The organism is Microcoleus sp. LAD1_D3 (assembly GCF_036702135.1).
Lineage (GTDB): Bacteria > Cyanobacteriota > Cyanobacteriia > Cyanobacteriales > Microcoleaceae > Microcoleus.
Map to the genome: position 1 here is coordinate 1 of NZ_JAUBSB010000056.1, position 24,367 is coordinate 24,367.

General features: G+C 45.4%; 20 protein-coding genes. 11 read left to right on the top strand and 9 right to left on the bottom strand.

Annotated elements, in window-relative coordinates; translation table 11 throughout:
• Window positions 1-242 precede the first annotated feature (242 nt).
• Genes QUA74_RS23645 through QUA74_RS23655 form a run of 3 tightly spaced genes read left to right on the top strand, consistent with a single transcriptional unit; the run spans window position 243 to window position 7,216 of the window.
• Complete coding sequence (locus QUA74_RS23645; protein ID WP_190741349.1) at window positions 243-512, top strand: YciI family protein; 270 nt, start codon at window positions 243-245, stop codon at window positions 510-512.
• A 13-nt stretch (window positions 513-525) separates the two neighbouring features.
• A complete protein-coding gene (locus QUA74_RS23650; protein ID WP_333334040.1) occupies window positions 526-3,561 on the top strand; it encodes a hypothetical protein in 3,036 nt (1,011 codons plus the stop codon).
• The gene (locus QUA74_RS23655; protein WP_333334042.1) at window positions 3,551-7,216 is read left to right on the top strand and encodes a helicase-related protein; all 3,666 of its coding nucleotides are present in this window, start codon (window positions 3,551-3,553) and stop codon (window positions 7,214-7,216) included. The genes QUA74_RS23650 and QUA74_RS23655 overlap by 11 nt, the downstream gene beginning before the upstream one ends.
• A gap of 178 nt (window positions 7,217-7,394) precedes the next feature.
• Here the strand turns inward: QUA74_RS23655 and QUA74_RS23660 are convergent, their stop codons facing one another.
• On the bottom strand, window positions 7,395-8,630 hold the full coding sequence (locus tag QUA74_RS23660) for a metal ABC transporter substrate-binding protein (RefSeq protein ID WP_445251665.1): 1,236 nt from the start codon (window positions 8,628-8,630) through the stop codon (window positions 7,395-7,397).
• Between the two features lie 102 nt (window positions 8,631-8,732).
• Between QUA74_RS23660 and QUA74_RS23665 the strand changes: the two genes are divergently transcribed.
• The 3 genes from QUA74_RS23665 to QUA74_RS23675 all read left to right on the top strand — a co-directional run bounded on the left by QUA74_RS23665 (window position 8,733) and on the right by QUA74_RS23675 (window position 11,326).
• Entirely contained in the window at window positions 8,733-9,542 is an 810-nt protein-coding gene (locus tag QUA74_RS23665; RefSeq protein WP_333334043.1) for a metal ABC transporter ATP-binding protein, read from the top strand.
• Window positions 9,543-9,682: 140 nt separating this feature from the next.
• Entirely contained in the window at window positions 9,683-10,579 is an 897-nt protein-coding gene (locus tag QUA74_RS23670; protein ID WP_333334044.1) for a metal ABC transporter permease, read from the top strand.
• Between the two features lie 288 nt (window positions 10,580-10,867).
• A complete protein-coding gene (locus QUA74_RS23675; protein ID WP_333334046.1) occupies window positions 10,868-11,326 on the top strand; it encodes a peroxiredoxin in 459 nt (152 codons plus the stop codon).
• A 124-nt stretch (window positions 11,327-11,450) separates the two neighbouring features.
• Here the strand turns inward: QUA74_RS23675 and QUA74_RS23680 are convergent, their stop codons facing one another.
• Together QUA74_RS23680 and hpf are read right to left on the bottom strand one after the other, a co-directional pair.
• Entirely contained in the window at window positions 11,451-12,095 is a 645-nt protein-coding gene (locus QUA74_RS23680; protein WP_333334048.1) for a Uma2 family endonuclease, read from the bottom strand.
• Window positions 12,096-12,269: 174 nt separating this feature from the next.
• Window positions 12,270-12,923 (bottom strand): ribosome hibernation-promoting factor, HPF/YfiA family, encoded by a 654-nt coding sequence (hpf, locus tag QUA74_RS23685; RefSeq protein WP_333120983.1) that lies wholly within the window; start codon window positions 12,921-12,923, stop codon window positions 12,270-12,272.
• A gap of 151 nt (window positions 12,924-13,074) precedes the next feature.
• Between hpf and lipB the strand changes: the two genes are divergently transcribed.
• Window positions 13,075-13,755 (top strand): lipoyl(octanoyl) transferase LipB, encoded by a 681-nt coding sequence (lipB, locus tag QUA74_RS23690; protein ID WP_333334049.1) that lies wholly within the window; start codon window positions 13,075-13,077, stop codon window positions 13,753-13,755.
• A 421-nt stretch (window positions 13,756-14,176) separates the two neighbouring features.
• On the top strand, window positions 14,177-14,521 hold the full coding sequence (locus tag QUA74_RS23695) for a hypothetical protein (RefSeq protein ID WP_333334051.1): 345 nt from the start codon (window positions 14,177-14,179) through the stop codon (window positions 14,519-14,521).
• A 141-nt stretch (window positions 14,522-14,662) separates the two neighbouring features.
• Here QUA74_RS23695 and QUA74_RS23700 read toward each other — a convergent pair whose 3' ends face one another.
• Window positions 14,663-15,220, bottom strand: a complete 558-nt coding sequence (locus QUA74_RS23700) for a single-stranded DNA-binding protein (RefSeq protein WP_333334053.1) — start codon at window positions 15,218-15,220, stop codon at window positions 14,663-14,665.
• Between the two features lie 193 nt (window positions 15,221-15,413).
• Window positions 15,414-17,957 carry a mannose-1-phosphate guanyltransferase gene (locus QUA74_RS23705; protein WP_333334054.1) on the bottom strand — a complete coding sequence of 848 codons (2,544 nt, stop codon included), beginning with the start codon at window positions 17,955-17,957 and terminating at the stop codon, window positions 15,414-15,416.
• 570 nt (window positions 17,958-18,527) lie between these two features.
• Here QUA74_RS23705 and QUA74_RS23710 point away from each other — a divergent pair.
• The gene (locus QUA74_RS23710) at window positions 18,528-18,725 is read left to right on the top strand and encodes a hypothetical protein (protein ID WP_333030091.1); all 198 of its coding nucleotides are present in this window, start codon (window positions 18,528-18,530) and stop codon (window positions 18,723-18,725) included.
• A gap of 7 nt (window positions 18,726-18,732) precedes the next feature.
• Window positions 18,733-19,470, top strand: coding sequence for a class I SAM-dependent methyltransferase (locus QUA74_RS23715; RefSeq protein ID WP_242722240.1), 738 nt, complete (start codon window positions 18,733-18,735; stop codon window positions 19,468-19,470).
• 246 nt (window positions 19,471-19,716) lie between these two features.
• On the opposite strand, the gene QUA74_RS23720 is transcribed toward QUA74_RS23715, so the two are convergent.
• Window positions 19,717-21,450 (bottom strand): hypothetical protein, encoded by a 1,734-nt coding sequence (locus QUA74_RS23720; RefSeq protein WP_333334057.1) that lies wholly within the window; start codon window positions 21,448-21,450, stop codon window positions 19,717-19,719.
• Between the two features lie 586 nt (window positions 21,451-22,036).
• Window positions 22,037-22,516 carry an NUDIX domain-containing protein gene (locus QUA74_RS23725; protein ID WP_006633478.1) on the bottom strand — a complete coding sequence of 160 codons (480 nt, stop codon included), beginning with the start codon at window positions 22,514-22,516 and terminating at the stop codon, window positions 22,037-22,039.
• A 152-nt stretch (window positions 22,517-22,668) separates the two neighbouring features.
• On the opposite strand from QUA74_RS23725, the gene QUA74_RS23730 reads away from it, so the two are divergent.
• On the top strand, window positions 22,669-23,370 hold the full coding sequence (locus QUA74_RS23730; RefSeq protein WP_333334059.1) for an alpha/beta fold hydrolase: 702 nt from the start codon (window positions 22,669-22,671) through the stop codon (window positions 23,368-23,370).
• Between the two features lie 408 nt (window positions 23,371-23,778).
• Here QUA74_RS23730 and QUA74_RS23735 read toward each other — a convergent pair whose 3' ends face one another.
• Window positions 23,779-24,099, bottom strand: coding sequence for a type II toxin-antitoxin system RelE/ParE family toxin (locus QUA74_RS23735; RefSeq protein WP_333334061.1), 321 nt, complete (start codon window positions 24,097-24,099; stop codon window positions 23,779-23,781).
• Window positions 24,096-24,362, bottom strand: a complete 267-nt coding sequence (locus tag QUA74_RS23740; protein WP_333334062.1) for a hypothetical protein — start codon at window positions 24,360-24,362, stop codon at window positions 24,096-24,098. The genes QUA74_RS23735 and QUA74_RS23740 overlap by 4 nt, the downstream gene beginning before the upstream one ends.
• Window positions 24,363-24,367: the final 5 nt, after the last annotated feature.

Genomic DNA, 24,367 nt, shown 5'->3' on the forward strand with positions numbered 1-24,367 from the left:
TATGAGTTAGCTCTAGGGGGATTAAATTGAAAACCTTCTATTATAGCATAGATTTTTTTTGCAAGAGGTCTAATAAAGTCATAGCCATCTTCTCCTATCTAACAATCATCTCTCTTTCCCCTCTTCCTCTGCGCCCTCTGCGCCCTCTGCGGTTCATTAATCTTATCGTTAAAATATTCGTTAAATCCTGTTACTCTTATTGTACAATAACTTTTAAACAAATTCATCTAAGGCTCAAAACCGTGACTAAATATGTGATGTGGGGAAGCTACTGCGAAGACGTTCTAGAAAAACGCGCTCCGTTTCGAGACGCTCATTTAGCCGGATTGGCTAAGCAGAAGGAATCGGGTGTGTTAAGTACGATCGGGCCAACAAAAGACTTAACTAAAGTTTTTGCAATTTACGAAGCGGAAGATGAGGCGGCCGTGCGACAATTGGTGGAAGCCGATCCTTATTGGGTAAATGGGGTTTGGACTGAGTACGATGTGAAAGAGTGGATTCAAGCTTTTTGAAGGGGTTAACAGGGTGAACATCTTAAGATTGGATGACAGCGATTTAGTTCCAGTTGACTATGGCGATTTGCTGGACAAAATTTTAGAAGTTTTACAGACTAAAAACCCATTTAAATTATCCGACGACAACATCCGTATGCTCATCGATATTGATGATATTGCTGCGGATGTTTCCAAAATTCAAGTGCGGAAACCCTTGGGTTCTTTTGAACGTCAAGCAGATTCTGCTAGTGTTAATTTTCCGCCGGAAATTGAGGAGCATTTTGGCAGTCTAGTCAGGCAGATTCAACAGTGTTTGCAGCAGCACTTAGAATCTAAATTGCCACAAAATACTTCTATTGAAAGCTTTGTCGCTACTTTGATTAGTCCTTTAGATTCACCCTCTTTTCGGGGAAACGGCCAAGAGTTAGGCTTCAAATACGATTTTGGCAAATGCCACACTGATTTAGAAAAAGAAAAGCTAACTTTGCAACGTCTTGATTCGGGCAGCCATGCGACTTTAAAACTGCATAAATTGACCATTGCTGTCCGAAATACTGATATTTTTGAACAACAACTAAAAAAAGGTTTGGAAAACTATATTAATGAAAATGCCGAGACTAACGATGATAAACAACAACTTAAGCATCGTCTTGATGAGATGGTTGAAAATCCAGACTCTAATTTTCACAAATTAATCCGAGTGGTAGATAAAGAAACTCTGGGGAAAATTAACAAAGAAGCTAAGATTATTTATTTGGACTATCTCCTAGAACACATTCGCGCTAGCAGTACAGATACTGTAGGAATCATCTACTTACAAGACTTGATTCGCCGCCTCAGATTGATAGAAGATTATATTAACGATCCCAATAAATCTGATGGCGATCACGAGGTTAATTATGCTGGTATTCGAGTTAATTACAGAGAGATATTTGCGAGAGCGGAAGCCTTAGATTTTCTGCCAATTATTCCCATTGTAGAAGGTTATTTGGGAGAAAGTACCGACAATGCTCGTAACGAACGTAAGTTTATTTTTGGACTCAAAGTCAAATTTGATAACTCAGTTCAAGCGCGCGGTGGAAAAGATGTATTTGAATATTATCTAAATCTGCTAAATCCAGACAGTGAAGAACATCAAGCAGAATTTGCCGAAGATGTTAATAGCGAAACCTTCGTCCGCAAGGTATTTAAAATAGCATTACTATACTATTTTGTGTTTGCTTCCCGCAGCAATCCACTAGCAAAAAATTACGACCCTGAATCTGAGTTTAATTATCAGCCGATCGCCATATTTGAGCAAAGAGTATTGCCAGTCCTACAAGGTTCTGATGATGAGGCAAAAAGAGAGCTATTTCGCAACTTTCTTAAAGGATTTAATCAGTTTAATATAAAGCACAAAATCACGCATCTTAAAAAAATGCTGAAAGGCTTTCTGGAGCGGCAGACAACTTTGCCAAGCCGAACAGAAACGCGACACGTAAACCTCAAAATGGGTCTAGTAGAGGATATTGACAATATTTTGACTACTGGTAAATTTTTTAATGAAATTATGGAGCGAAATTACAAGCAAACGCTCCATTATATTACCGTCAAAGATCCTAGTGTCGATGAAAGATCTATTTGTCAGCTACCAGTCAATATCACCATAGAAGATGTCCGCTATTTTCCTACTGATGAACGCCAAAATTTCAGCATGGAATACAATATCAAAGATGTCGATGTTTTGCCTGTACTTTCTGCACCTAAAGCCGATCGCTCTAGAGCCATCTACGAAAAACATTTTCAGACAAAATTAGTTGTGTTTCCCTATGACGATAGACGACTAGATAGCGGTAATAAAGGTTTACAACCTGCGGCCATTTTTGTGTATAAGTTTACCATGCTGCTGCTGTCCTATATCTGTCTGAGGATATTGCTTGAAAATACTGCGGACAACTTATTTATTCCGATGGTAAGACTTCATGAAGGCGACGACAAAAACCCTTCGCCGTCAGAAAAATTTATGGCCAATCTTTCCAAAACATTGTCTCATATTTTGAGTGAAAAACAACGCTCAACTTCTCAAGGGTTTCGCATTAAAAAACAGCCCAATGGTTACACAATTCGGAACGGTTTGAGTTCAATGTATTCAATTATACCGAAAAAATTTAAGTTTAGCAATGTACAGCTAGCTCCAGAGTTGGACAAGTTAGCAATTATTGTCGTTTCCAGTCGAGATAGTGATGCGAAAAAAGGTAATCAAAACCGCTTCCAAAGACAAGCTAGTTTAATAGGAGAAGTTGTGGGAATCAATCGCCTAGACGATAGCACAATTCAAGTTGAAATGCTGAAAACACTTTCCGAGAATTACAGTGTCAGCCGTCTTTATTCTGAGCCGTTAATCCTTGAAGATGTCATGAGCCAGCTTTATCAGCAAGGATATCGGAATTTCGCATATATTTCCCAAGCACCTTACATGAGTAGGCTGCATATTACCAAGACTGAGGAAGATGAGGAATTGTCTTTCATGTCAAAAAAATTGCTCCGAACTTTGAAAGGAGAGCGCCGAGATATCAAAATTTATCCGATATTCTTTGACAAATACTATGTCCGTAGTTTCCTAGGCGATAAGGGAAAATCCTTTTACATTCAGGATGCAATGGAGCTTGAAAGCTTGTTTGCAGATACCAGTCAGCAAGCGGTGATGTTTGTCAACTTGTTTAACGGAATTAAAGTCAAGCAGGAAAAGAACTTTTATAATGGCGTGATTTCCTACTCGACGCTGTTGCATATATACGAAGGTATTTTGGATGACCAAGATATTCACCAAGGCTTAATTTATGATGGTGCAATTAAAGATACTATACTGCACTATTTAACAATATTCCACTTTTCTCGGTACGAAGCTAGTCACCATATTAGTTTAAAACTTGACCCCTACGAGCGGATTATTGGTGATGAATCGGTGGGTGCTTTGTCTGTATTTAGTCATGCTGGCGGTAGTGCGGATTTTAATTCCCTGGCATTTTTGAATAAGGTAAGAGAAGTCTTGAATGTGGATGACGGAGGTATTAATCATGATTGGTGAAGATTTTGGACGGCTGTTTGAGGTGGGATTTAATATTGGGATTCTGGCCTATATTCAGCGTGAAAATATAGCTCACAATTTCGGAGATTCCTACCGTCTCGATTTGCAGAAACTAGAATTGCCAAAGATGATGGCGGAAATAACTAGGGAAGCTAATCTCCTCGGTAGTTTGGATGCTAAAATTGTTGAGAAGTGGAGTCTATTTTTTGTCCAAAAAGGCTTTATTGGTGGGTGGAATTTCTTCCGGGAGTACCTCACATCTACGGGCTGGACTTTAAGGTTATCGCAAATCTTGTATTTTCAGTGCAGTTTGAGTTGTGCTAACAGTATTAGAACCCAGAATGACGATGAGACAGAAGTTTTTAAAGCGTTTAAGAAGGTATTATCTCAGTTTGAAACAGCGCCACCAAATTTCTCAGACGATGAGATTAACTCCTACATCCGCCGCTACAAGAAAAAAGGCGAGTTTTTGCAAGCTGATACCCTGATTTTGTTGCAAAATGGTAAGGATTTTAGAATTCTGTGCGTTGATTTGTCTGTGTTTACTCCTCCGTTGGCTTCGGAAAAAGTCGAGAATCTCAACGAAATAGAGGTGATGCGGAAGTCTTTGCTCAGAGAAATTAGCTATTTGCGATCGAAAAGTGTTTTTTCTAATCTGCGAATCGATACTAGCACTTTAGGTGTTGATTTCTCGGAGGATTTAAAACGCTATTTTACGGCTTTTAAGTATAAGGATAAGGAAAGCGCTAAGTTGATTCAGGCGGGTAGCTACGCTCACAGCTTCTACGGTTTTCTGCAAACAACTGGTATTATTCCTCATGATGCTGAGGTTTTGTTGAATGTTGTCGGTTATAGCGATCGCACAATCAGCGCAATTTCCCTCCGCAGTGATAAAATAGACATCTTGGCGAATTGTGCCAAAATCTACCAGCAGGAAGCGAAAGATAAACAGATTAACGATGCTCGCGCCGAAGTTTTAGATGCGATCCAACTCAACGCGGCTCGCAGTTTTCAGAATGGCAAAAAATTTGTCAGCGATTTGTTAACACTTGGCAAAAGTTCTACACCTGTACGTAATACAGAGCGGATCGATAACTTTGTCAATTCCATTGATATTATATCAGATAAATTGGCAGATGATTTGCAAATCGATCGCGGATTGCACCTGAGAAATGCTCACGCTCAATTAATTGTCAAAGCGCTGGAATCTGACGAAACTTACGTGTTTTTGACTGGGAATCCGGGAATTGGGAAAACAACTGCGATCGCAAATTTCCTCAAAAACCATATAAACGACGGCTTCTTGTTCTTTTATGTCAGTCCCCGCAAGCAAGTTAACTTAGATATCATCGAAAAATTCCGAGATAAAAAGACTGGTTTGTTGTGCGACAACAGATTATTTTGCATCAACACAAACTCCGATATCATCAAAAGCCATTCTGGAAAATGTACCGTCAACTACGCAGCGAATAACTATCACGGAAATTTCCAACAAAAAACTGTCCACTTCATCAACGACAGCGCAGAAATGCAGCGGAAGGAATATCACCAGCCTCAACTTGAAAGGAAGGGAGAAACGGTAATTAAACCTACAAGTGGTAAAACGAATGGGGTGCTAAATAGCGTTTGTGAGGGAATATATTCGCTTATTAATTGCAAGACATCAAACAATATCGTGGCTACCGTTTCTATTCAGTCTTTGAAGGTAACAGAAACAGGAAAAAATACTCTCCAGCATTTAGAAAAAATATTTCAGGATGCTTACAATAAGCGGAACAAAGAAGTCATTTATCCTAAAATGCAGGAAATCTCCAGTCGCATCAAACACATTTTCATTATGATAGATGAAATTACGGGAGATGACGGCGGTGTTGAGTTTCTGCATGGAATTGGTAGGCTGCTTAACAAATATGAGTTGCACAACCCAAAACACGGTTTTAATACTAAAATTATTGTAGCCGATGCTTCGATTGTTGACCCGGATGTAATTAAACAACACCTCGATGATACCTCGCCGGAACCGGATAAAATCTATTTTAAAAAGCTACCAAAAAAATCTGAAGAAATCCCGGCTTTGGAAGTTATCCCTTTTGATTTTAGACTGTTACCTGCTAAAGTTATAAATACAAATTCCTATCCCGCTAGCAGTTTAGAGATAACTTATAAGGTATTTGTAGAAGCTGTCAAGTTTACTGAAGATACTGCTTTAAATCCCAAGAATGATTTAGTTAAATCAGTACAGTCTGAAATAATTAAGGATATCAATCAGCGGTTAGAAATACCGGGAGTTGAACAAATTATCGTCTACATTCAGGATAAGCGAAGATTGGCGGAGTTGATTGATAAAATCCAAAATGAGCGAGAATTTAATCGCTATACCGATTATCTGGAAGTCCACGCGAATATCTCGGAAGAGGAGAAAGAAAAAATACAGGAATACAAAAATACAGCTAAAGTAATTTTTATGACTGCATCGGGAAGTCGTGGACTTTCTTTTCCGAAAACTAAACATATTTTAGTGGATATTCCCCGCTTTCAGATTGAGAAAAATCTAATGGAGGTGATTCAGGTGATTTATCGGGGGCGGGGGGAAGATGATGATGGTAATACCCTGGATGGTGAAGACAAAGAATTAGTTTTTTACCTATCTGATACAGCGGTTTACTATGCAGATGATGCGGAACTTTCCCTGCAAGAAAGCAAATTGAGTTTGTTGAATTTACTGCTAATTCTGAAGACGGCGGTGATGACGCGAATTTTAGGATACGGTTATTTAGGTAGGGAAAAGTTTTTGATGATTCCGATTGGCGGTAAGTCGGTTTCCGCAGTAGGGGATACTTTTAGCAGCAAAATGGCGGCTCTAATTAAGACATTAAAGAGCGAGAGCCAGCGAGGAAATATGTTGTTTAAGGAGGTTTATACGAGCCTGGAACAGCTTTTGAGTCGCGGGGAGTTTGTTTTGAAAAATTCTGATAATTCTCGTCAAAAGGGCGATTCTTACCTCGAAATGCGGGACGATTTTAATCGTAAATTTTTGGAGAAGTGCAATCCTCTTGATGGTTTGTTGAGCTATGATAATTTAGAGCTCGGTCATGTTTGCGGTAGTTTGTTGCTCGTACCTCTAGCTAAGCAAAATTTGGTAGAAACATACCAGATGTCGCTGCATCGGGAAATCAAGGAATGTCTAGAGAAGAAGTTGCTGCACAAAATGCGTCTAATTAGGGATAGCGATTCGTCCCCGGAGAATGTACGATCGGCAATTAGAGGAGGTGCGATCGAGCTTTTGCAATTTCTCAACAGCGATGTGCAGAAAACTCAGTATTTTGAAGAGCAGAGTCAGCAGTTCGATCGCTATTATGCCATACCGCTGTTTGCTTTTGTCAGCGCTGAGGAAATGCAGGAGTATTTTGCTGACAGTAAGCTGGAAGAACCGGAAGACAGGCGGTTTCGGGATATTTTGTCGGCTTACGTGCGATCGATCTACCCTGTAGATAGTGTAATGCCGATCGGGCACAAGTATCAAGACTTTCCATTTATTGTGTTTAGAAGCTACAGTTTAGAGCAAAGTAGAGAAAAGATTTTTACAGATAAATATCTTTTAAGTTCCAACGAGTTGAACGTGCTGAATTTAATTTTGTCGAAGCAGGTAAACTGAAACTTGTAGGGTGCGTCATACAATTTTAGATTTTAGATTTTAGATTTTAGATTGGGAATCAAGGATGACTATCGGGGTTTGGAGTTTACCTACAGTTGCATTCTTGTTTGAAACTGCTATCAGTTAGCTGTCACCCTATCCGCACAGAAAATAAAACTTTTTTGACGCACCATACTTGCTACTTGCTAACTTCAAACGGCGTGTATTTCCCCCCCAAAGCTTCGACGATGGTGCGAGTATTAGCCGACATCATTTTCACATAAGAATCGCCCTCGCTTCCTGCCGCCCCAATCGAATCCGAATAAAGTTGCTGCGCCGCCAATTTCACCCCCGCTTCCTCCGCCACTGTTCTAATCAGTTGCGGGTTAATAGTAGTCTCGGCAAAAATAGCAGGAACTCCCGCAGCTTTCACCGATTCTACTAACTTTTGCACGGTTTGAGCGCTGGGCTGTTCCTCCGTACTAATCCCGATCAAACTGCCCGCACTTCCCAATCCGTAGGCGCGGCTGTAATATTGAAAAGCATCGTGAGTTGTTACTAATTCGCGCTTATTTTCGGGGATTGTTTTAATCTCTTGTTCGATCCAACTATCCAAACGTTTTAACTCTTCAGTAAGTTTCACAGCATTCTGCGTAAACTTCTCCCGATCTTCCGGCGACAGTTCGATTAGCCCATCCCGAATTGCTTCCACCATTTGAACGGCATTTTCCACATTTCCCCAAACGTGCGGATCGGGTACGGTATTGCCTTCTTTATTCAATAGCAAAGGCTTGACAACTTCCCCCACTGCTAATTTCCGCGCCTTAATTCCGGCGGCATTCATCATCCTAATTAATCCCGGTTCCAAATTGTAACCGTTATACAAAATTAAGTTAGCTTCTTCTAAAGCTTGAGAATCTTTTGGCACCGGTTCGTAAACGTGAGGATCGGTTCCCGGCTGCAAAATTCCTGTTAACTGAACTTCGCCGCCCGCTACTCGATCGGTCAAATCCTCAATAATTGTGCTGGTAGCAACTACCTTGGGTTTAGCATCTGCCTCTGGAGAGAGGCGATCGCTCTGGGTTTGAGCGCAACTAAATAAACCCACAGTCAAAATGCCACAGGCAATAGTTCCGATCAAAAATACCTTGGATTTGTCCAATCCAGGGGCGGCGGTTTCAATCCCCGACTCACGGCTAAACTCCCCTTTATAGGATTGCTTCACAATGGCTGTCGGTTTTAACTCACATTTTTCACTCTTCTCCACCACAGGCAAGATGCCTGTTCCACAATTATTCAATATTCTGGTGGGGTGGGCTATTCGCCCGCCCCGATCGCGCTCATTGAGAATGGTGGAAGATATAAGTTTTAACCTACTTGACATTTTTGCCACAAAACCTATGGTTTGAGCGGTTTCCAGCTTGGACTGTCGCATTATCTACCTCTCCTGCGTTCCCGATTATTCCTATTTACCGATGATTTCATATTCTTTTCATTTTTACAGTAAACTTAATAAAAAGGAGATAGAGTCACCGCAATGAATACCGCCGCCTTCCCCAACGAGAATCCTTGGTCTCAAATGGTTTGCCACCTCAAAGACAGCGCTACCGAAACTGAAATTATCACTGTTAAGCACTTAGCAGTAAACTACCGCACGGTAGAGGCACTCAGAGATATCAATCTTTCCGTCAAACCGGGAAGGCTGACGGGTATTATTGGGCCCAACGGTGCCGGCAAAAGCACGCTGATTAAAGCAATGTTGGGCTTAATTCCCGCAGATCGCGGCACGGTTACCTGGGGCGAAGAAGCGATCGCCGATCGACTCGAAACAGTAGCCTACGTGCCCCAGCGATCGCAAATTGACTGGAACTATCCCGCCACCGTTTGGGATGTCGTCATGATGGGAAGAGTCAGAAAAGCCGGATGGTTTCGCCGCTTCTCGGCAGCTAGCCGCCGTATCGCTGCCGATGCCTTAGAAAGAGTAGGCATGAGTGCTTACAAAGACAGACCGATCGGACAACTTTCGGGCGGACAGCAACAGCGAGTATTTCTAGCTAGAGCCTTAGCTCAAGAAGCCGCTATTTTCTGCTTTGATGAGCCGTTTGTCGGCGTTGACCAAAAAACTCAAAATATTATTTTTGACATCTTCCACCAGCTAGCCAATGCCGGAAAAATTGTCTTAGTAGTCAACCACGACTTAGGCGAATCAATCACCAATTTTGACGATTTAATTTTGTTAAATACAGAAGTGATTGCCGCTGGTTCCCGCCAAGAAGTGCTAACGCAAGAAAACCTTTACCGCGCCTACGGTGGACAAGTAATGTTCTTTGGCGGACAAGCAGCTTAATTACCCAGCCCTAATTAGTCTAGGAGTTACACTCTTGAACGCGGTTTATTTGATAATCTTGGGTTGGGCAACGATAAATCTCGAATCAAAGCGGGTTGCTTTGGTGTTTAGTCATTAGTTAGCTGTGATTTTATCATTTTATGATACAAACCTTAATTGAGCCGTTGCAGTATGGATTCATGCAGCGATCGCTCCTAATTGCCATTCTCGTCGGCATCGTCTGCGCGATCGTCGGCAGCTACCTAATGGTACAGCGGCTGGCCTTGCTCGGAGACGCCATCAGCCACTCGGTTTTGCCCGGATTGGCGATCGCATTTATCCTCGGAGCAAACATCTTTCTCGGCGCGTTCATTGCCGGAGTTTTGAGTACAGTAATCATAGCTTGGATCAAAGCTCGATCGACAATCAAAGAAGACGCGGCAATGGGCATCGTATTTTCGGCATTCTTCGCCCTCGGCATCACCCTAATTACGATCGTCCAAAAAGACAACAAAATCGACCTCAACCACTTTCTTTTCGGCAACATACTCGGCGTTACCCCCCAAGATGCGATCGACACAGCCGTCATAGTCGCCGTAGTCTTATTAGTTGTAGTATTGTTTTACAAAGAACTGCTATTTTACACATTCGATCCATTAGGAGCGCAAGCCACAGGTTTGCCAGTAAACCTGCTTAACTTCGGACTGATGGTACTCATCGCCCTCACAATAGTTGCCAGCCTCAAAGCCGTTGGCGTAGTGCTAGTCTTGTCCCTATTAATTACACCCGCAAGTACCGCCTATCTCCTAGTCACTCGCCTGCACCAAGTAATGATTTTAGGCGCAATAATCGGAGTTATTTCCAGCATTAGCGGAATGTATCTCAGCTACTTTTATAACTTACCATCCGGGCCCGCAATAGTTTTAGTTGCATCGGGATTATTTGTGCTATCATTGCTTTTCAGTCCCACTCAAGGAATCCTCACCCAGCCCCGCACACACTCCGGTCAAATTCCTCCAATATGGCGGGAATTAAAAAATTTAACTAAAGGCCGATAACAATTAAGTTTGTAGTAACGCTTCAGCCCCCCCTCCCCTTGTTAATAAGAATCTTCGTTAATCCCCGTGGATGTGCGGTTCAAAAAAGCCTCTCGAATTAATCCGCGTAACTGCGAATCGTGGGCTGCACCCAGATTTGGTAAAAAGGGTTTTTTTTAGGATTGCGAGAAAGCAAAAACGGGATGATACCGAATCGGGCGATCGCAATTACGAACTATTGGTCACAAAAAACTGTACAATAACAAAAGTTAAAATTTCCCGCAAACACATCTACTAAGTTAAAGAAACATGACAGTCAAAGTAGGAGACACCGCACCAGATTTTACCTTACCATCTCAAACTGGCACATCAGTCAGCCTCAAAGATTTTAAAGGTAAAAAAAACGTTATCGTCTACTTTTACCCCAAAGACGACACACCCGGATGCACCACCCAAGCTTGCGCTTTTCGAGATAGTTACGAAGTCTTCAAAGACGCGGGTGCAGAAGTCATAGGCATTAGCGAAGATACCCAACAATCACACCAGCAATTTGCCACCAAATATCAGCTACCCTTTACACTGCTGAGCGATACTGGCAATAAAGTGCGGCAATTATACGGAGTTCCAGCTACACTGTGGATTATGCCCGGTAGAGTAACTTATGTCATTGACCAAGAAGGCGTTGTCAAGCATATTTTTGACTCGATGTTGAACTTCAAAGCACACGTTGCAGAAGCACTCACAACTTTAGAAACCATCAAAATTTAGATGGATTTGCTTAAATATATTGTTGGTAGTGAGGACGAAAGTCCTCATCCCTCATTGTCTAAAAAACCAAGAAAAAACTCAATTCCTGACTGCGAACTAAGGGTTTTTAGTGACAACGGAAATTCTAAGACAAGAGGTTTTCTCGTACCCACTTTTTAAAAGCTTGAATAGCGTGGGTTCTACCAGCAACTTGACTCTGCTGAGTGTACTGATTCACCAGTTGGACAATCGGGATATTGGGGAAAGTGGGACTAACATCAGACTCAATATATTGTTCGGCTTGCAAGACGTTGATTTGTACCCCTCGCCGTGCGTATCGCCAAAGTTCCGGCACTCCTAGAATTTGATAATTATCCAACTGCGTGCGAGAAGTAAGATCAATTTCTATAGCTAAGTCTGGGGGTGGATCAACACTCATATCGAGGCGATTTTTACCGATAACGGCTGCTTGATTTTGAATGTAAAAACAGGTATCCGGTTCGACAGCCTGACTCATGCTTTCATTTTTCAACGTTGTCGAACCTAACGACTCAAATGCTATTTGTCGTGTTTCCAACAAAATTTTTACCATGTCGCCAATAATTTCTTTGGCTTTTTCATGTTCGGGCAGAGGAACCATAATTTCTAACCGTCCGTTACTATAGGACAGTCGGGAAGCACGACGTTCTCCTAATTCCGCCAAAATACTTTCAAATTGTTGCCAGTTAACATCCTCAACCAGTAATTGCTGACCCGGCTGAATCTTCAATTGTCTTAACTCCAATAGCATAATTGTTCCTCCATTTTCTCTAGGAAATATCGCCCAAGTCCTGACTACGAATCATTATCTTAAAAAACCAGAAAGGACTAAAGTCCTTACTAAAAACTCGTGGTTCGTAGTAAGGACTTTAGTCCTTTTTTGCTAACGGCTTGCAGCCATTAACAATTAGCACTCAGCAATTATCTAGCTTTTCGCAACACTCGATTTTTCAGATGTAGCGCTTTCGGCAGTTTTGCCATTTTTGCTATTACCGTTACCGTTGCTGTGGCGGGGTTGGATAACTCCATAGCCGCTGTGACTCTTGCGTTCGTAGAGTACGTTAATTTCGCCTGTTTCGGCATTACGGAACATATAGAAATCGTGATCGATAATCTGCAATTGTTCCAAAGCTTCTTGCACAGTCATTGGAGGCATGGCAAAATACTTAGTCCGCACCACCTCAGCAGGAAGTTCGGGAGTTCGATCGCCAATCAGATCCGCTACTACAGGATGTTCATCAACTACCGTAACCGTTTTGGCACTACTCTGGGTCTTGTTGTCGTGGCGTTTTTCCTTAAATTTCCGCAGTTGACGAGCTATCTTGTCGGCAACCAAATCGATGCTAGCATACAGGCTTTCCGTGCTTTCCTCAGCCCGAATCACGCTGCCGTTAGCATAAATTGTCACCTCAGCAGTCTGCTTAGGATTGATCCTGGGGTTACGAGCCACCGATAGATGTATGTCCACTTCCGTAGTCAAAGTTTGAAAATGGCTAACTGCCTTTTCCACCTTTTGATTGACGTACTCGCGAATCGCATCGGTGATTTCTATATTCTTACCCTGGATAACAAGCTTCATAGAGCTCCCTCCCTTCTGTAACGTGGGTATATTTTATACAGTAGCACTATGTATTGTGGAAAACACTTATCTTCCAAATCTTTTATTATATGTTGACAATTCTTGATTTAAATTGCGCCAATATTCCGTCAAAACACTATTGATTTTTTGCATGATTTCCCCTCTCACCCCTCAACAGCTAAATGCACCACCCTGCTTGCTCCTCGATTGGGGACTTGTTCCCTACTCCCAAGCTTGGGAAATCCAGCAAAAACTCGTGCAAGAACGCCGCGACAAACCAGATTTGCCAGATGTCCTGATTTTGCTGGAACATCCGCCCGTTTACACTTTGGGAATGGGCTCAAAGCTGGAATTTCTGAAATTTGACCCGGGGCAAACTCAGCCGGAACTTCACCGAGTTGAGCGGGGCGGCGAGGTGACTTACCACTGTCCGGGCCAATTGGTGGGCTATCCGATTTTAAATTTGCGGCGCCACCAGCAAGATTTGCACTGGTATTTGCGGCAGTTGGAGGAAGTGCTGCTGAGGGTGCTGGAAGTTTGCGGGTTGAAGGGTTCGCGGGTTTCCGGTATGACTGGAGTTTGGGTGGATGGGTGCAAAGTAGGTGCGATCGGCATTAAAGTCAGCCGCTGGATTACGATGCACGGTTTTGCTTTAAATGTTTGTCCCGATCTCGCCGGTTTTGGGCAAATTGTACCTTGCGGGATTCCCGATCGACCTGTTGGGAGTTTAGAGCAGTTTATCCCCGGAATTGAGGTCGATCGAGTTAGGGCGATCGTGGCGGCTGAATTTGCAGAAGTTTTTGGAGTGGAAATAGTGCGATCGAGTGTGTAGGGTGCGTCCCCCGATCGCAGGTGAAGTAATGCGGATTTTAGCCCGTTACTGGAAATAATAATTTTTCCGGGCGATCGCCCTTTCTTGAGTGAAGTGCGATCGCTCTTAAATTATCAAAAACATCAGGCTTAATTCTCCACCCAATCACTTAAAAACTCCATACTAAGGATGCTAAATATCGCATCGAATTAACGCGGCGGTGTTTGCGAGACTTGAGGGTATTATAGAGATAATTTTAACGGTCTGTACTTACTGACTCAAGAATTGAGATAATTGGTGGTATAATGGGCGATCGCGAGCTTCTCTAACCTTAGAGAGAAGCAAGACCGATGCAGAAATACGTCCTAAGAGTTTTGCGATCGCCCTTAGAGTCAGGTAAGATTCTTGTTAATTATTGCGCTGCGCTCAGGAGAAAAAATTTATGGCAGATATGTCTGGTCAAGACCCCTCGGAAATTAAAATGGCGACGGTTCATGAAGAAGAAAAAGGCGCAACGTTTAGCGGTACGGTCATCCTTGCTATCGATGTCGAGGCTGGGGAAGTCGTTTTCTTCAGAGACTTTTTGATTGAAGATTATAAAGGCGAACTTACCGCTTATCTGGCAACAGATGGCAATATAACGAAAAGCATTGATTTAGGCGAACTTAAGCATAAGAGCGGTAGCTTTAAGCTGCCAATTCCGATGGGGACGGATACATCACCCTACAATACAGTCGTGCTGCGCGACGAAAAAAGCAAGAAAAAAGTTGTGACGATCGAGCTGTAAAATTTGCAATTTAGCTCGTAGTTCAGCCAAATTCGCTCGCCCTTTTTTTCCGGAAGTGCGATCGCTCTTAAATTAAGGTGCGTCACTTTCGATCGAACGGCGAAGTTTTGCGATCGCTCGTAAAGTGATGCACCCTAATTTTTAAAATGGAATCGGATCGTAATCGGGATTTTCCGGTTCGTTAGAGGAACCCGACTGGCGATCGGACTCAGAATTTGAAGACTGATGCGAGTTCCAATCCGAACTAGATGTGCGGTTAGAGCCGCTTGGAGCGCTGTTAGAACTGCGGTTCCGCGAGCCTAAAGGTACTACATTGCTCGGCACATTAGCCGGGGCGGTGTCGCGAATTTGAGCCGGTTCCGGGGCGGTTCTAGCTGCGGGAGCCGAACTCATTGCATCAGCCCCGACACTGTAAATCCTTTGAGCTGTCAGTTCAGCGCGCTTTTCTTTAATACCATCTCTTTCGATCGTATTCATGCTCAGCCGTCCCTCAATAATCACGCGATCGCCCTCGTGATATTTCTCGTGAATTTCTTGAGCAAAATTTCCCCATCCTATCACTTTCAAATGTTCGGGCGGATCTTCTGGTTTTGGGCCTGGAAACTGCACCAACATCTCAGCGATTTGAAGTTGATTGTCAGGAGTATAACGGAGTTGCGGTTGTTGAATTATTTCCGCCATCAAAATGCAGCTATTCATCTGTTATCTGTGCTTAATTGGGAATTGGATGTTGAAGGAAGAAGGAAGAAAGAAGAAGGAAGAAGGAAAAAATAGCTATCCGTGTACCGATGACTTATGCGTCTTGCTTTGGGGAATTGCCAATTGCCAATTGGTAATTGGTGATTAGTGATTTTTCTGCGCCCGATCGCTATTAGTTGTCACCGATGACGGATTACACGTTACCAAATTTATCTTGGAGAACCGCCGCCTCGGCTTGACTGACAAAATCGTGAACGAGGGCGCGGTACTCCTTCAACGTTTCAGATACCCAATCTCGATCCTCACTGTTGGCGAAGATATGAACCGTCGGTTCACTAGCATCGGGTAAAACTAATACCCAATTGTCGTCGCTGTAGTTAAAAATCTTCACTCCATCTAATAATTCTAAACGATCGGGCGAATGAGTTTCTACTAAATGTCGCATCAGCGAACCCTTGATAGTCCAAGGACAGCGGACGCTGTAACTGCGGTGGGTGATGCGGGGAAGTTCCGCCTTGATCTGTCCGAGCGATCGCTCCTGAATCGTCATCATTTCTATGACTTTAGCAATGCAGAACATTCCGTCAAATCCGGGATGCAACTGCGGGAAAATAAAACCCATAAGGCCGCTACCGCCCAAAACCACATTCGGGTTCCTGTTAGCGGCTTCCATCAAAGCAGTTGGGTTCGCCTTCGTGCGGATTACCTTGCTTTGATAGCGTCGGGCGATCGCCTCCACCGCAGAAGACGCATGCACCGGCACTACTACTGTACCTTTGGGATGAGAAGTCAGCATCAAATTTACCATCAACGCCGTCAGCATTTCCCCACGAATCGCTATCCCAGACTCATCTACCAAAATGAGCTGTTCGCCGTTAGCCGACACCTGCACTCCAAAATTAGCGCTGAGTGCTTTCACCACCCGGCCGAGTTGGTCGAGCAAATATTCCCGTTCCCCGTTGCTTAGAGAAGTCTGCTTGAGACTAGCATTGAGCACTACCGCATCGCAGCCGAACTTGGCAAGCATTTGGGGCAAAATTGCTCCAGAAACCGCGTAAACGTAATCGATTACTACCTTAGAATTGCTGTAGCGTATTGCCTCAACATTCATCTGCCGCTCAAAAATGCGGTTGTAAACTTCGAGAGCTTGGTTAAAGTACGTCATCTCTCCAATTTCGGGAATTAGAGCCCGCCGCAAATCTTCCTTAAAATAAGCCCCCTCGATTTTTTTCTCAGCTCCTTTAGTAATATTGATGCCTTTGATATCAAAGAATTCAATTAAAATGTGGTCGGAGCGATCGGGCGAAATGCGAACATGAATGCCGCCGGCAATCGACAGCGTAGACGAAACCGTGCGTGCGATCGGAATTGCCGTCGATTCCAAATTGATCACATTTATTCCCACCGACATCAAACCCGCAATCAAAGACCTCGATACCATCCGCGAAATGCTCCGCTGGTCACGAGAAACCGATACCGAAGTTCCGGGTTTCAAAGTCGAGCCGTAAGCCGCGCCCAATTTCACCGCAAATTCCGGGGTAACATCCACATTTGCCAGTCCTTGAACGCCACGCTGACCGAACAAATTCCGCTTAGCTTGTTCTCCCCAAATTAAATTTTGATTTAACAGAGCGCCGGATTCAATATTTTTGCTCGGCCAGACGCGCACGCTTGGCCCCACTTGTGCTTCTTCTCCCACGATGGACATTGAACCGACGACAGCACCTTCGAGGACGTGAGCACGCCTGTCTACGCGGGTGCTCCGGCAAATCACGCAGGCCCTAAGATGAGCGTCTTCGCCGACAATTGCTCCGTTCCAGACGATGGGACGTTTGAGGTTGGCGTCCGCCCCGACAGTCACGTTATCTCCGAGCACCGTACCGGCATCGATTGTAACTCGGGCTCCAATCCGGCAATTGTTGCCGATCATCGCCGGTACTTCGATGATCGCGCTATCGTCAATAAAAGTATTCTGACCTACCCAAAGTCCCGATCGAACTTCGTTGTAGTAGGTCAAATCCAGTTTGACCTTTCCCCGCAGCGCGTCGTACTGAGCTTCCCGGTAAACATCCAACTGGCCGACATCGCACCAGTAACCCTCGGCGATATAGCCGTACATCGGCTCGTTTTTTTCCAGTAGCATGGGAAACAAGTCTTTGGAGAAGTCGCACTCCTGATTTGCCGGCAGGTAATCCAAGACCTCGGGTTCTAAAATATAAATGCCGGTATTGATAGTATCGGAGAAAATTTCGCTGCTAGAAGGCTTTTCCAGAAAGCGACTGATGCGGTAATTTTCCTCGGTAATCACGACCCCGAATTCCATCGGGTTGGGAACGCGAGTTAAAATTAACGTGGCTTTGGATTGCTTGCTGCGGTGAAATTTGATCGCTGCGGTTAAGTCGAAGTCTGTGATGCTGTCGCCGCTGATGACCATAAAAGTGCGATCGAGCAGTTCAGCAATATTTTTGACGCAACCAGCCGTACCCAGCGGTTGGTCTTCCTCCACAGCGTAAGTCATTTGAACGCCAAACTCTGCCCCGTCAGTAAAATATTCGCGCATGACATCGGGAAGGTAGTGCAGCGTCGCAATAATTTCCGTAATCTGATGCCTTTTTAGCAAATTAATAATGTGTTCTGCGATCGGGCGATTGAGAATCGGCACCATCGGTTTGGGCAAATCGCACGTCAGGGGTCTGAGCCTCGTTCCCGACCCCCCAGCCATCAGCACTGCACGCATAAAATCCTCCTTGCTTAGAAAGCTCTCTACCGCCATTGTCCGCTAGAAAAAGTTTGCCTGCTGTAATTCGTGGGCGACCAGCAATCCGTTCTTACTTAAATATCTTCGAGTAGTCACACGTCTGGGCAATCCCGTTTGGCTAGGCTGTCCCCCAACAGCAACCGATTTCAACCGAATTAGAACTTGCAGCATTGCACCAATCCCCCGGTCGAGCTCGGATTTGTAGGGGATGTTGGGTAATACCAGTTAAAAAAAATAATGCAACTGTAGGCCCGTGCTCGAAACCCTTGTGTCATCAGTCATTCCCAATTCTTTAATTCTTCAATTCTTCAATCTTATAAGTCCTCAGAATCCTCGACTTTTGGCAGAAGTCCCTTCTTGCTTGCTCGGTGAAAGCTATTTCGGGGGTGTTATTTTTAAGTTTGTGGCCAGCGGGGATTTTGAAGTCTCTTTCTGAAGGTGGAATTAGTACAGCTATCGGTGCGCCTTGGCGTCTGATAAATGATAGATTAAGGGTAGCGCTTTGACTAGCTGACCCAAAATCCTATCCATTGCTTAGGGGTTTTTTAAATGAGTACGTTAATTAGCTTGGCATTGCTGATCGCTTACGGTGGCGGTATTTGGAAATTTTGGAATGGTTTCGATCGCACTAACTTCGATCGAAGTTTTGCAAATCGCCTGAAGCTGTCGCTGCTTTGGCCTGCATTAATTTTTAATAAGCCCTATCGCCAAAACTTTACAAAGGCTCTCAAAGCCTCTAAAAGGTAATTCAAGAATGTCTAAAAAGTCCGAACGCCCAGCAAGTACAAGCGAGCAAACTTGGTTTGCCAAAGGCAAATCAGATAGCTGGCAAGTTTTACTATCGCAGGTTGCTGCCCGGTTCGATCGCGAATACCGAGGAGAAGCTTTCGCTTTACCCGAAGAAGTCGAAGCAATGCCGATTTTCCTGGAATCTGTTGCAGGAACTCTCCAAGCAAAAACAGTTTCTCCCTTCTGGAAAATTGCCAAACCTCAAAAAAATCAGCGCTGTTTAGACATTGGCTGCGGGGTCAGCTTTCTGATCTACCCTTGGCGGGATTGGGAGGCATATTTTTACGGTCAAGAAATCAGCAGCGCAGCGCGAGACGCCTTAAACGCTCGCGGCCCTCAGCTCAATTCTAAGCTGTTCAAAGGCGTAGAATGGGCCCCCGCTCACCAGTTAAATTACGAGGAGGCTCAGTTCGATTTATGCCTCGCTACAGGCTTTAGCTGTTACTATCCCATAGACTATTGGAGTATTGTCATGGGAGAAGTAAAGCGGGTACTAAAACCGGGTGGTCATTTTGTTTTTGATGTCCTCAACCCCAATGCTCCTTTAGCAGAAGATTGGGCAATTTTGGAAACTTATCGAGCCGGCGAAGTATTTTTAGAGACAATAGAAGATTGGGAAAAAATGATTAAAGCTGCGGGCGCTAAGGTAGTAAAAAAGCAAAGCGGCGACTTATTCCAAATGTATAAAGTTCAATACAATTGAGAGGTTAAGGGGAATAGGTAATTAGCTTTGTAGTCTAAACTTCAAGCGTCCCCAGCCTGGTCGGGCGGACGAAAAACAACTTCATTCTTAGTGGATAAAGTAGGGTACGTCAGCAAGTAGAAATTAGTTTGAGAACCAACAAATATTCAAGCTGACGCACCCTACTAACTACTAACTCACAATATTGAAGCAAGCCGATTGGATATTACCCATTCCCATATCCGATTGTCAATTACCGATGCCCAATTAATTTTCGGTAGCAGCAGGAGATGGCGCAGCTTCCGGCGACTGTGACGGCGACACTTCCGGGGCCGGAGATGGCGACACTTCGGCGGCCGGAGATGGCACTGCTTCCGGCGAGGGCGACACTTCTGGGGCAGGAGATGGTGCAGCTTCGGGCTGCGGGGACTCTTCGGCCGCCGGCGATGGCGACACTTGCGGCTGCGGAGACTCTTCGGCCGCCGGAGATGGCGCAGCTTCGGGCTGCGGGGACTCTTCGGCGGGTTGCGGTTGAGGAGAAGGCGACTGTTCTGCGGCTGGTTTCGGTTCAGGCGAGGGCGACGGTTGAGCAGCAGGCTTGGGTGCCGACGGCGACGGTTGGGCCCCTGGCTGCGGTTTGCTCGACGGGGCCGGTGGCTTCTCAAACTGCGGTTTCACTTCAGTAGGCGCTGGGGAGGGCGGCTGGCCTGTTGGTCTGCTGGGCGCTGTGGGGGCGGGCGCTGGCTGCTGCTGGGCTGGTGGGTTGGGCCTGGTTGGGGTGAGAGGAATGCCACTACAAACTTTTTCGTCGTACTTAAACTCGACAGCCAGTTGGTAAAGCTTGTGCGTGCTGGCTGCAGAAAATGTTAGAGAAGGGCTAATAATAGCAATTTTAGCCGCATTATCGAGAATACCGTAACCCGTGGGGACGATCGACTGAGGCTCTGCCCTGAGCAAGCCTTGAGGGCTGACAACTGCTCCAAAAACTGCTGTTCCTTGGAGTTTTTGCGAGCAAGCTGTTACGGGATAAGGGACAGGCACAGGAGTCGGGCCTGTCATTTCCAAGTCAGGATAAGCCTTTTTGAATTTATCAAACAAAGCAACATAGGTCTGTGCAGCCGCAAGCTGTGTCTCTCTGTCGCTGGGTAAGTTTGAAGCCGGTTGGCCAGACTGTCCTAGCTGTCGCTGTCCCTCTTCAAATTGTTGTCTCCTGATTCTTTCTTCGGGAGTTTCTGCGATGAGATTCCTTTTATTGGGATCTTTTTGAGTCAATTTTGGTACTCCATCGGGTCCCACATTCCTGCCGGCAATTGGGAATTCTGGGGTAAAGACTGGAGCTCCGTCTGGAAATAGTGGCAGTCCGCCTCTACTGGCTATGATCTTTTTGAGCGCCTCTGCTTCATCTTCCGAGCCGCCGCCGGGAAGCTGGGGCGGTTCTGGCAGCGATGGCGGCGGCGGGATATTGCGATCGAAATTACCAGGTAAGGGTGGGAAAAGGAAACCGCTGGGAGGTACGGGTGGGACGAAAGTGGGTATTGGCTGGGAGGGGGCTCTGACTGTTGGGGAGGGAGTTTTGGGAGGTGGCGGGGCTGTTGCAGCCGTTAAGGGCGGGAGAGGAGAATAAGGCAGAGGGGAAAAGAATCCAGGAGGGGGCATTCCCGGCGGCATGGCGGGCAAGTTGATGGTATCAGGTGCGGGGGGCAAGGGCGGGGCTAACTTTGGCGCTGGCCGAAGGGGAACTGGTGCGATCGAAAACGGCGTATTAGACGGCCTCGGTGGTATGGTTTGTGGCAGGCGACCGGCTTCTGCGGGAGTTAGTTCTACCAAGCCTACAGAACCGGGAATATTTTTTGAGGAATTTCCACCATAAATTATGTTTGAAAGCGTCGGGGCACTTACTCCGAACACTCCGTGAAGGCTGACAGAAGCTAGGGCTGCCCACCAATAAGGCTGGCGCAGCGGTTCGGAAAGGGTGTTGGCTAGGGAGGAAGAGTCAGTCATGACTATGGGGAATGGGGAATTGGTAATTGGTAATTGAGAATTGATAATTGGGAATTGGAAGTTAATAGTTATTAATTGATATTTTTTTTGAGTGATTTTAAAAGTGGCGGTTGGGGAATTCAAAGGTTAAATTTTAGCACGGTCGGTATCGAAATTGCCCGATCGACTTTTAGGGAGATTTCGCGACTCTCACATCAAGCACTCAAGCGTAGAAACCTGGTTTCTTGCTTGGTTCCAGGCTGTTATAGCAACCGCCAGTAAGGTGAGGACGTTCTTAATGGCTCAAACCATTGTTTTTCTTGCCTAATGTCTTTTGCCCAATCCTATACGCGGTTTCTCAGTTATTGTTGAGAATGGTGAGCGGAGCGTCAGGCGGGCCGGACTGGGGCGATGGAAAAAACAGACTGCGCCGCTGCTATACCGTCTTTTTTCGGGTTCTGGGGCCTAATTATTTCATTACACACGATCGACCAAACGGATCGATCGGCGTTTCCAATTCGGTTACGAGATCAAAAAACTCAAAACTCATCGAGTGGCTGCGCGTTGTACGCGCCGGCTGTGGCGGCAATCTCCCAACTCCCTTGATTCACCAGCGATAGCGGTAATTTTTAAAAGGAGCTCCCTCGATGGTGAGCAAGTCGATGGGATAAATTGGAGCGCCGCTTGCCATATATTGAAACATTTCTCGAACTTCCTCTCCGCGTAGAGACAACTGGTCTAATTCTTTGAGAGAATACCAGCCAGCGCACAAAGTATGCTCATCCGGCTTGCTTTTGGGCGGCGTCTTATCTTGGGGACGAGCCACAAAAATGACTCGGAGGCGCACATTGCCCCTAGGCATCACTGTGTGTTCTACCCGGAGAATTCCCTCAACGATGATGGAAATGCCCGCTTCCTCAAGGGTATTACGCATAGCAGCTTCGAGCAAAGTTTCCCCTTTTTCCACTCGCCCTGCAGGGAGATACCACTGCTGCTCGTACTTGCGCTCTTGTACCAGTAGAAAACGGTCTTCTAAGTGAACGACAACTAGGGTAAAATACCATGTTTGAATCGGCTCGCGAGCCATAGAAGTAGATATTCCCTAAGCAAAAGGTTTAACGAGCGGCAGAGGTTAGCAATCCAAAGGATGCTTCGGCAAGTGTCTTTGAACTTGAAAAACAGATCGTAGCACTCCGACCGCAAAATCTAAAATCTAGAATCTAAAATCTAAAATTGACAATGCCATTACCAACCGTGATTTTACCAGGATATTTTGCTGCTGCTTCCGACTATCGCGAATTAGAAAAGTCTCTGGTCGATCGAGGTTTCCCAACAGTAACAGTGCCTCTGGGCAAGGGAGATTGGTTGCCGACTTTTGGTGGGCGGTCGATGGTGCCAATTTTGCGACAGCTCGATCGCACGGTCAAACAAATGTTACAGCAATACGGCGTTCCCCAGATCAATCTCGTTGGTCATTCCGCCGGCGGCTGGATTTCTCGCATCTATTTGGGCGAAAAGCCTTACACGATTCACGGCGACGTGCTTGAGGACGCGGGTTTGTGGGAAGCTCACTCTTATGTGAATACTTTAATCACTTTAGGCACGCCGCACGTCTCTCAAGAGCGCTGGACGCGCAAAAATCTAGATTTTGTCAAAATTCACTATCCGGGGGCTTTTCACCCGCAGGTGCGCTACGTGTGCGCTGCTGGGAAGGCTGTTTTTGGCAAGCGCGGTTTAGGGACTTGGCTGGCTTACAAAAGTTATGAATTGACTGTGGGGAAAGGGGAAACTTGGGGAGATGGAATTACGCCGGTGGAAGCTGCTGTTTTGGACGGGGCCGAAAATCTGGTGTTGGAGGGGGTTTGGCATTCGCCTCGTTCTCCGGGGAAGTGGTACGGTTCGCCGGAGGTTTTGCCGGCTTGGATTGGGTATTTGTGTTAGAAACGAACCGCGAAGACGCGAAGGACGCGAAGGAAGAAGGAGAAGGTTGAAGGGGCGGATTTAGTTAGAATTTGAAGGAGCGAGTTTAGTGCGGCAAAACTCGCCCCCGCGATGCTATGTTTGCTTGAATTTTTATCGCTAACTGAATAGATGGCATCATCGGTAAGATTCAGAAGTCACGGCGAACCACACAATCAAATTAGAGGTTTGCTGGGGTGGAATTGGGCGACAATGCTACTGTGCGCTTGGACGCAGATAAGGAATTTTAGCCGGATGCTTTGTTGAGAATTGATGCCGAGGTCGATCGCCAATTAGTGATGATGATGTGCGATCGCACTCTGTACAATCATCGCAGTGTTTGGTATTTGCTGTGAGGGGCGATCGCTTTTTATTGACTATTTGAGGCGATTACTCTGGCGGTTCAGTATCGAGAGGGGCTTGACGGCGGTGACGAATATGTAATATCGCAATGGTATCGCCCTCCACCACAAACAGAATCCGATAGGTTCTTCTTTTACCAACCCAAAGTTGTCGAATTTCCCGACCAATGATCGCAGCTTCGGGGGCAACTGAGCAACGGTAAGGAAACTGTTGCAGGGATGCGATCGCATCTTGGAGGTCGTAGTACCACTGATTTGCGGCATCAGCACTCAGATAATCGCACATCCAACGGTAGGCGTTTTCAATTTCTTGAAAGGCGGGTGGTTGGATTAGGAGTTGATAACTCATAGACGAGGAGGGATGTTGAACTGCTGCTGTAGCGCTGTCATGGCTCTCTCGGCTGGGATACCTTCACCTCGATCGAAGCTTTCGAGTCCTTTGCGGATGCCGATGATAGCTTCGAGGTAGTCGATACGTTCTAGCAGTTGTTCGTAGGTATTAAGTTGGCCGTGTGGAGTGGATTTTAGCGATCGTACCAAGCTAAGAATATCTGCGAGCAGTTCGTCAGGGGTGCTATCGATTTCTTGGATGAGGAGTTCTTTGATGGTCATCGCGG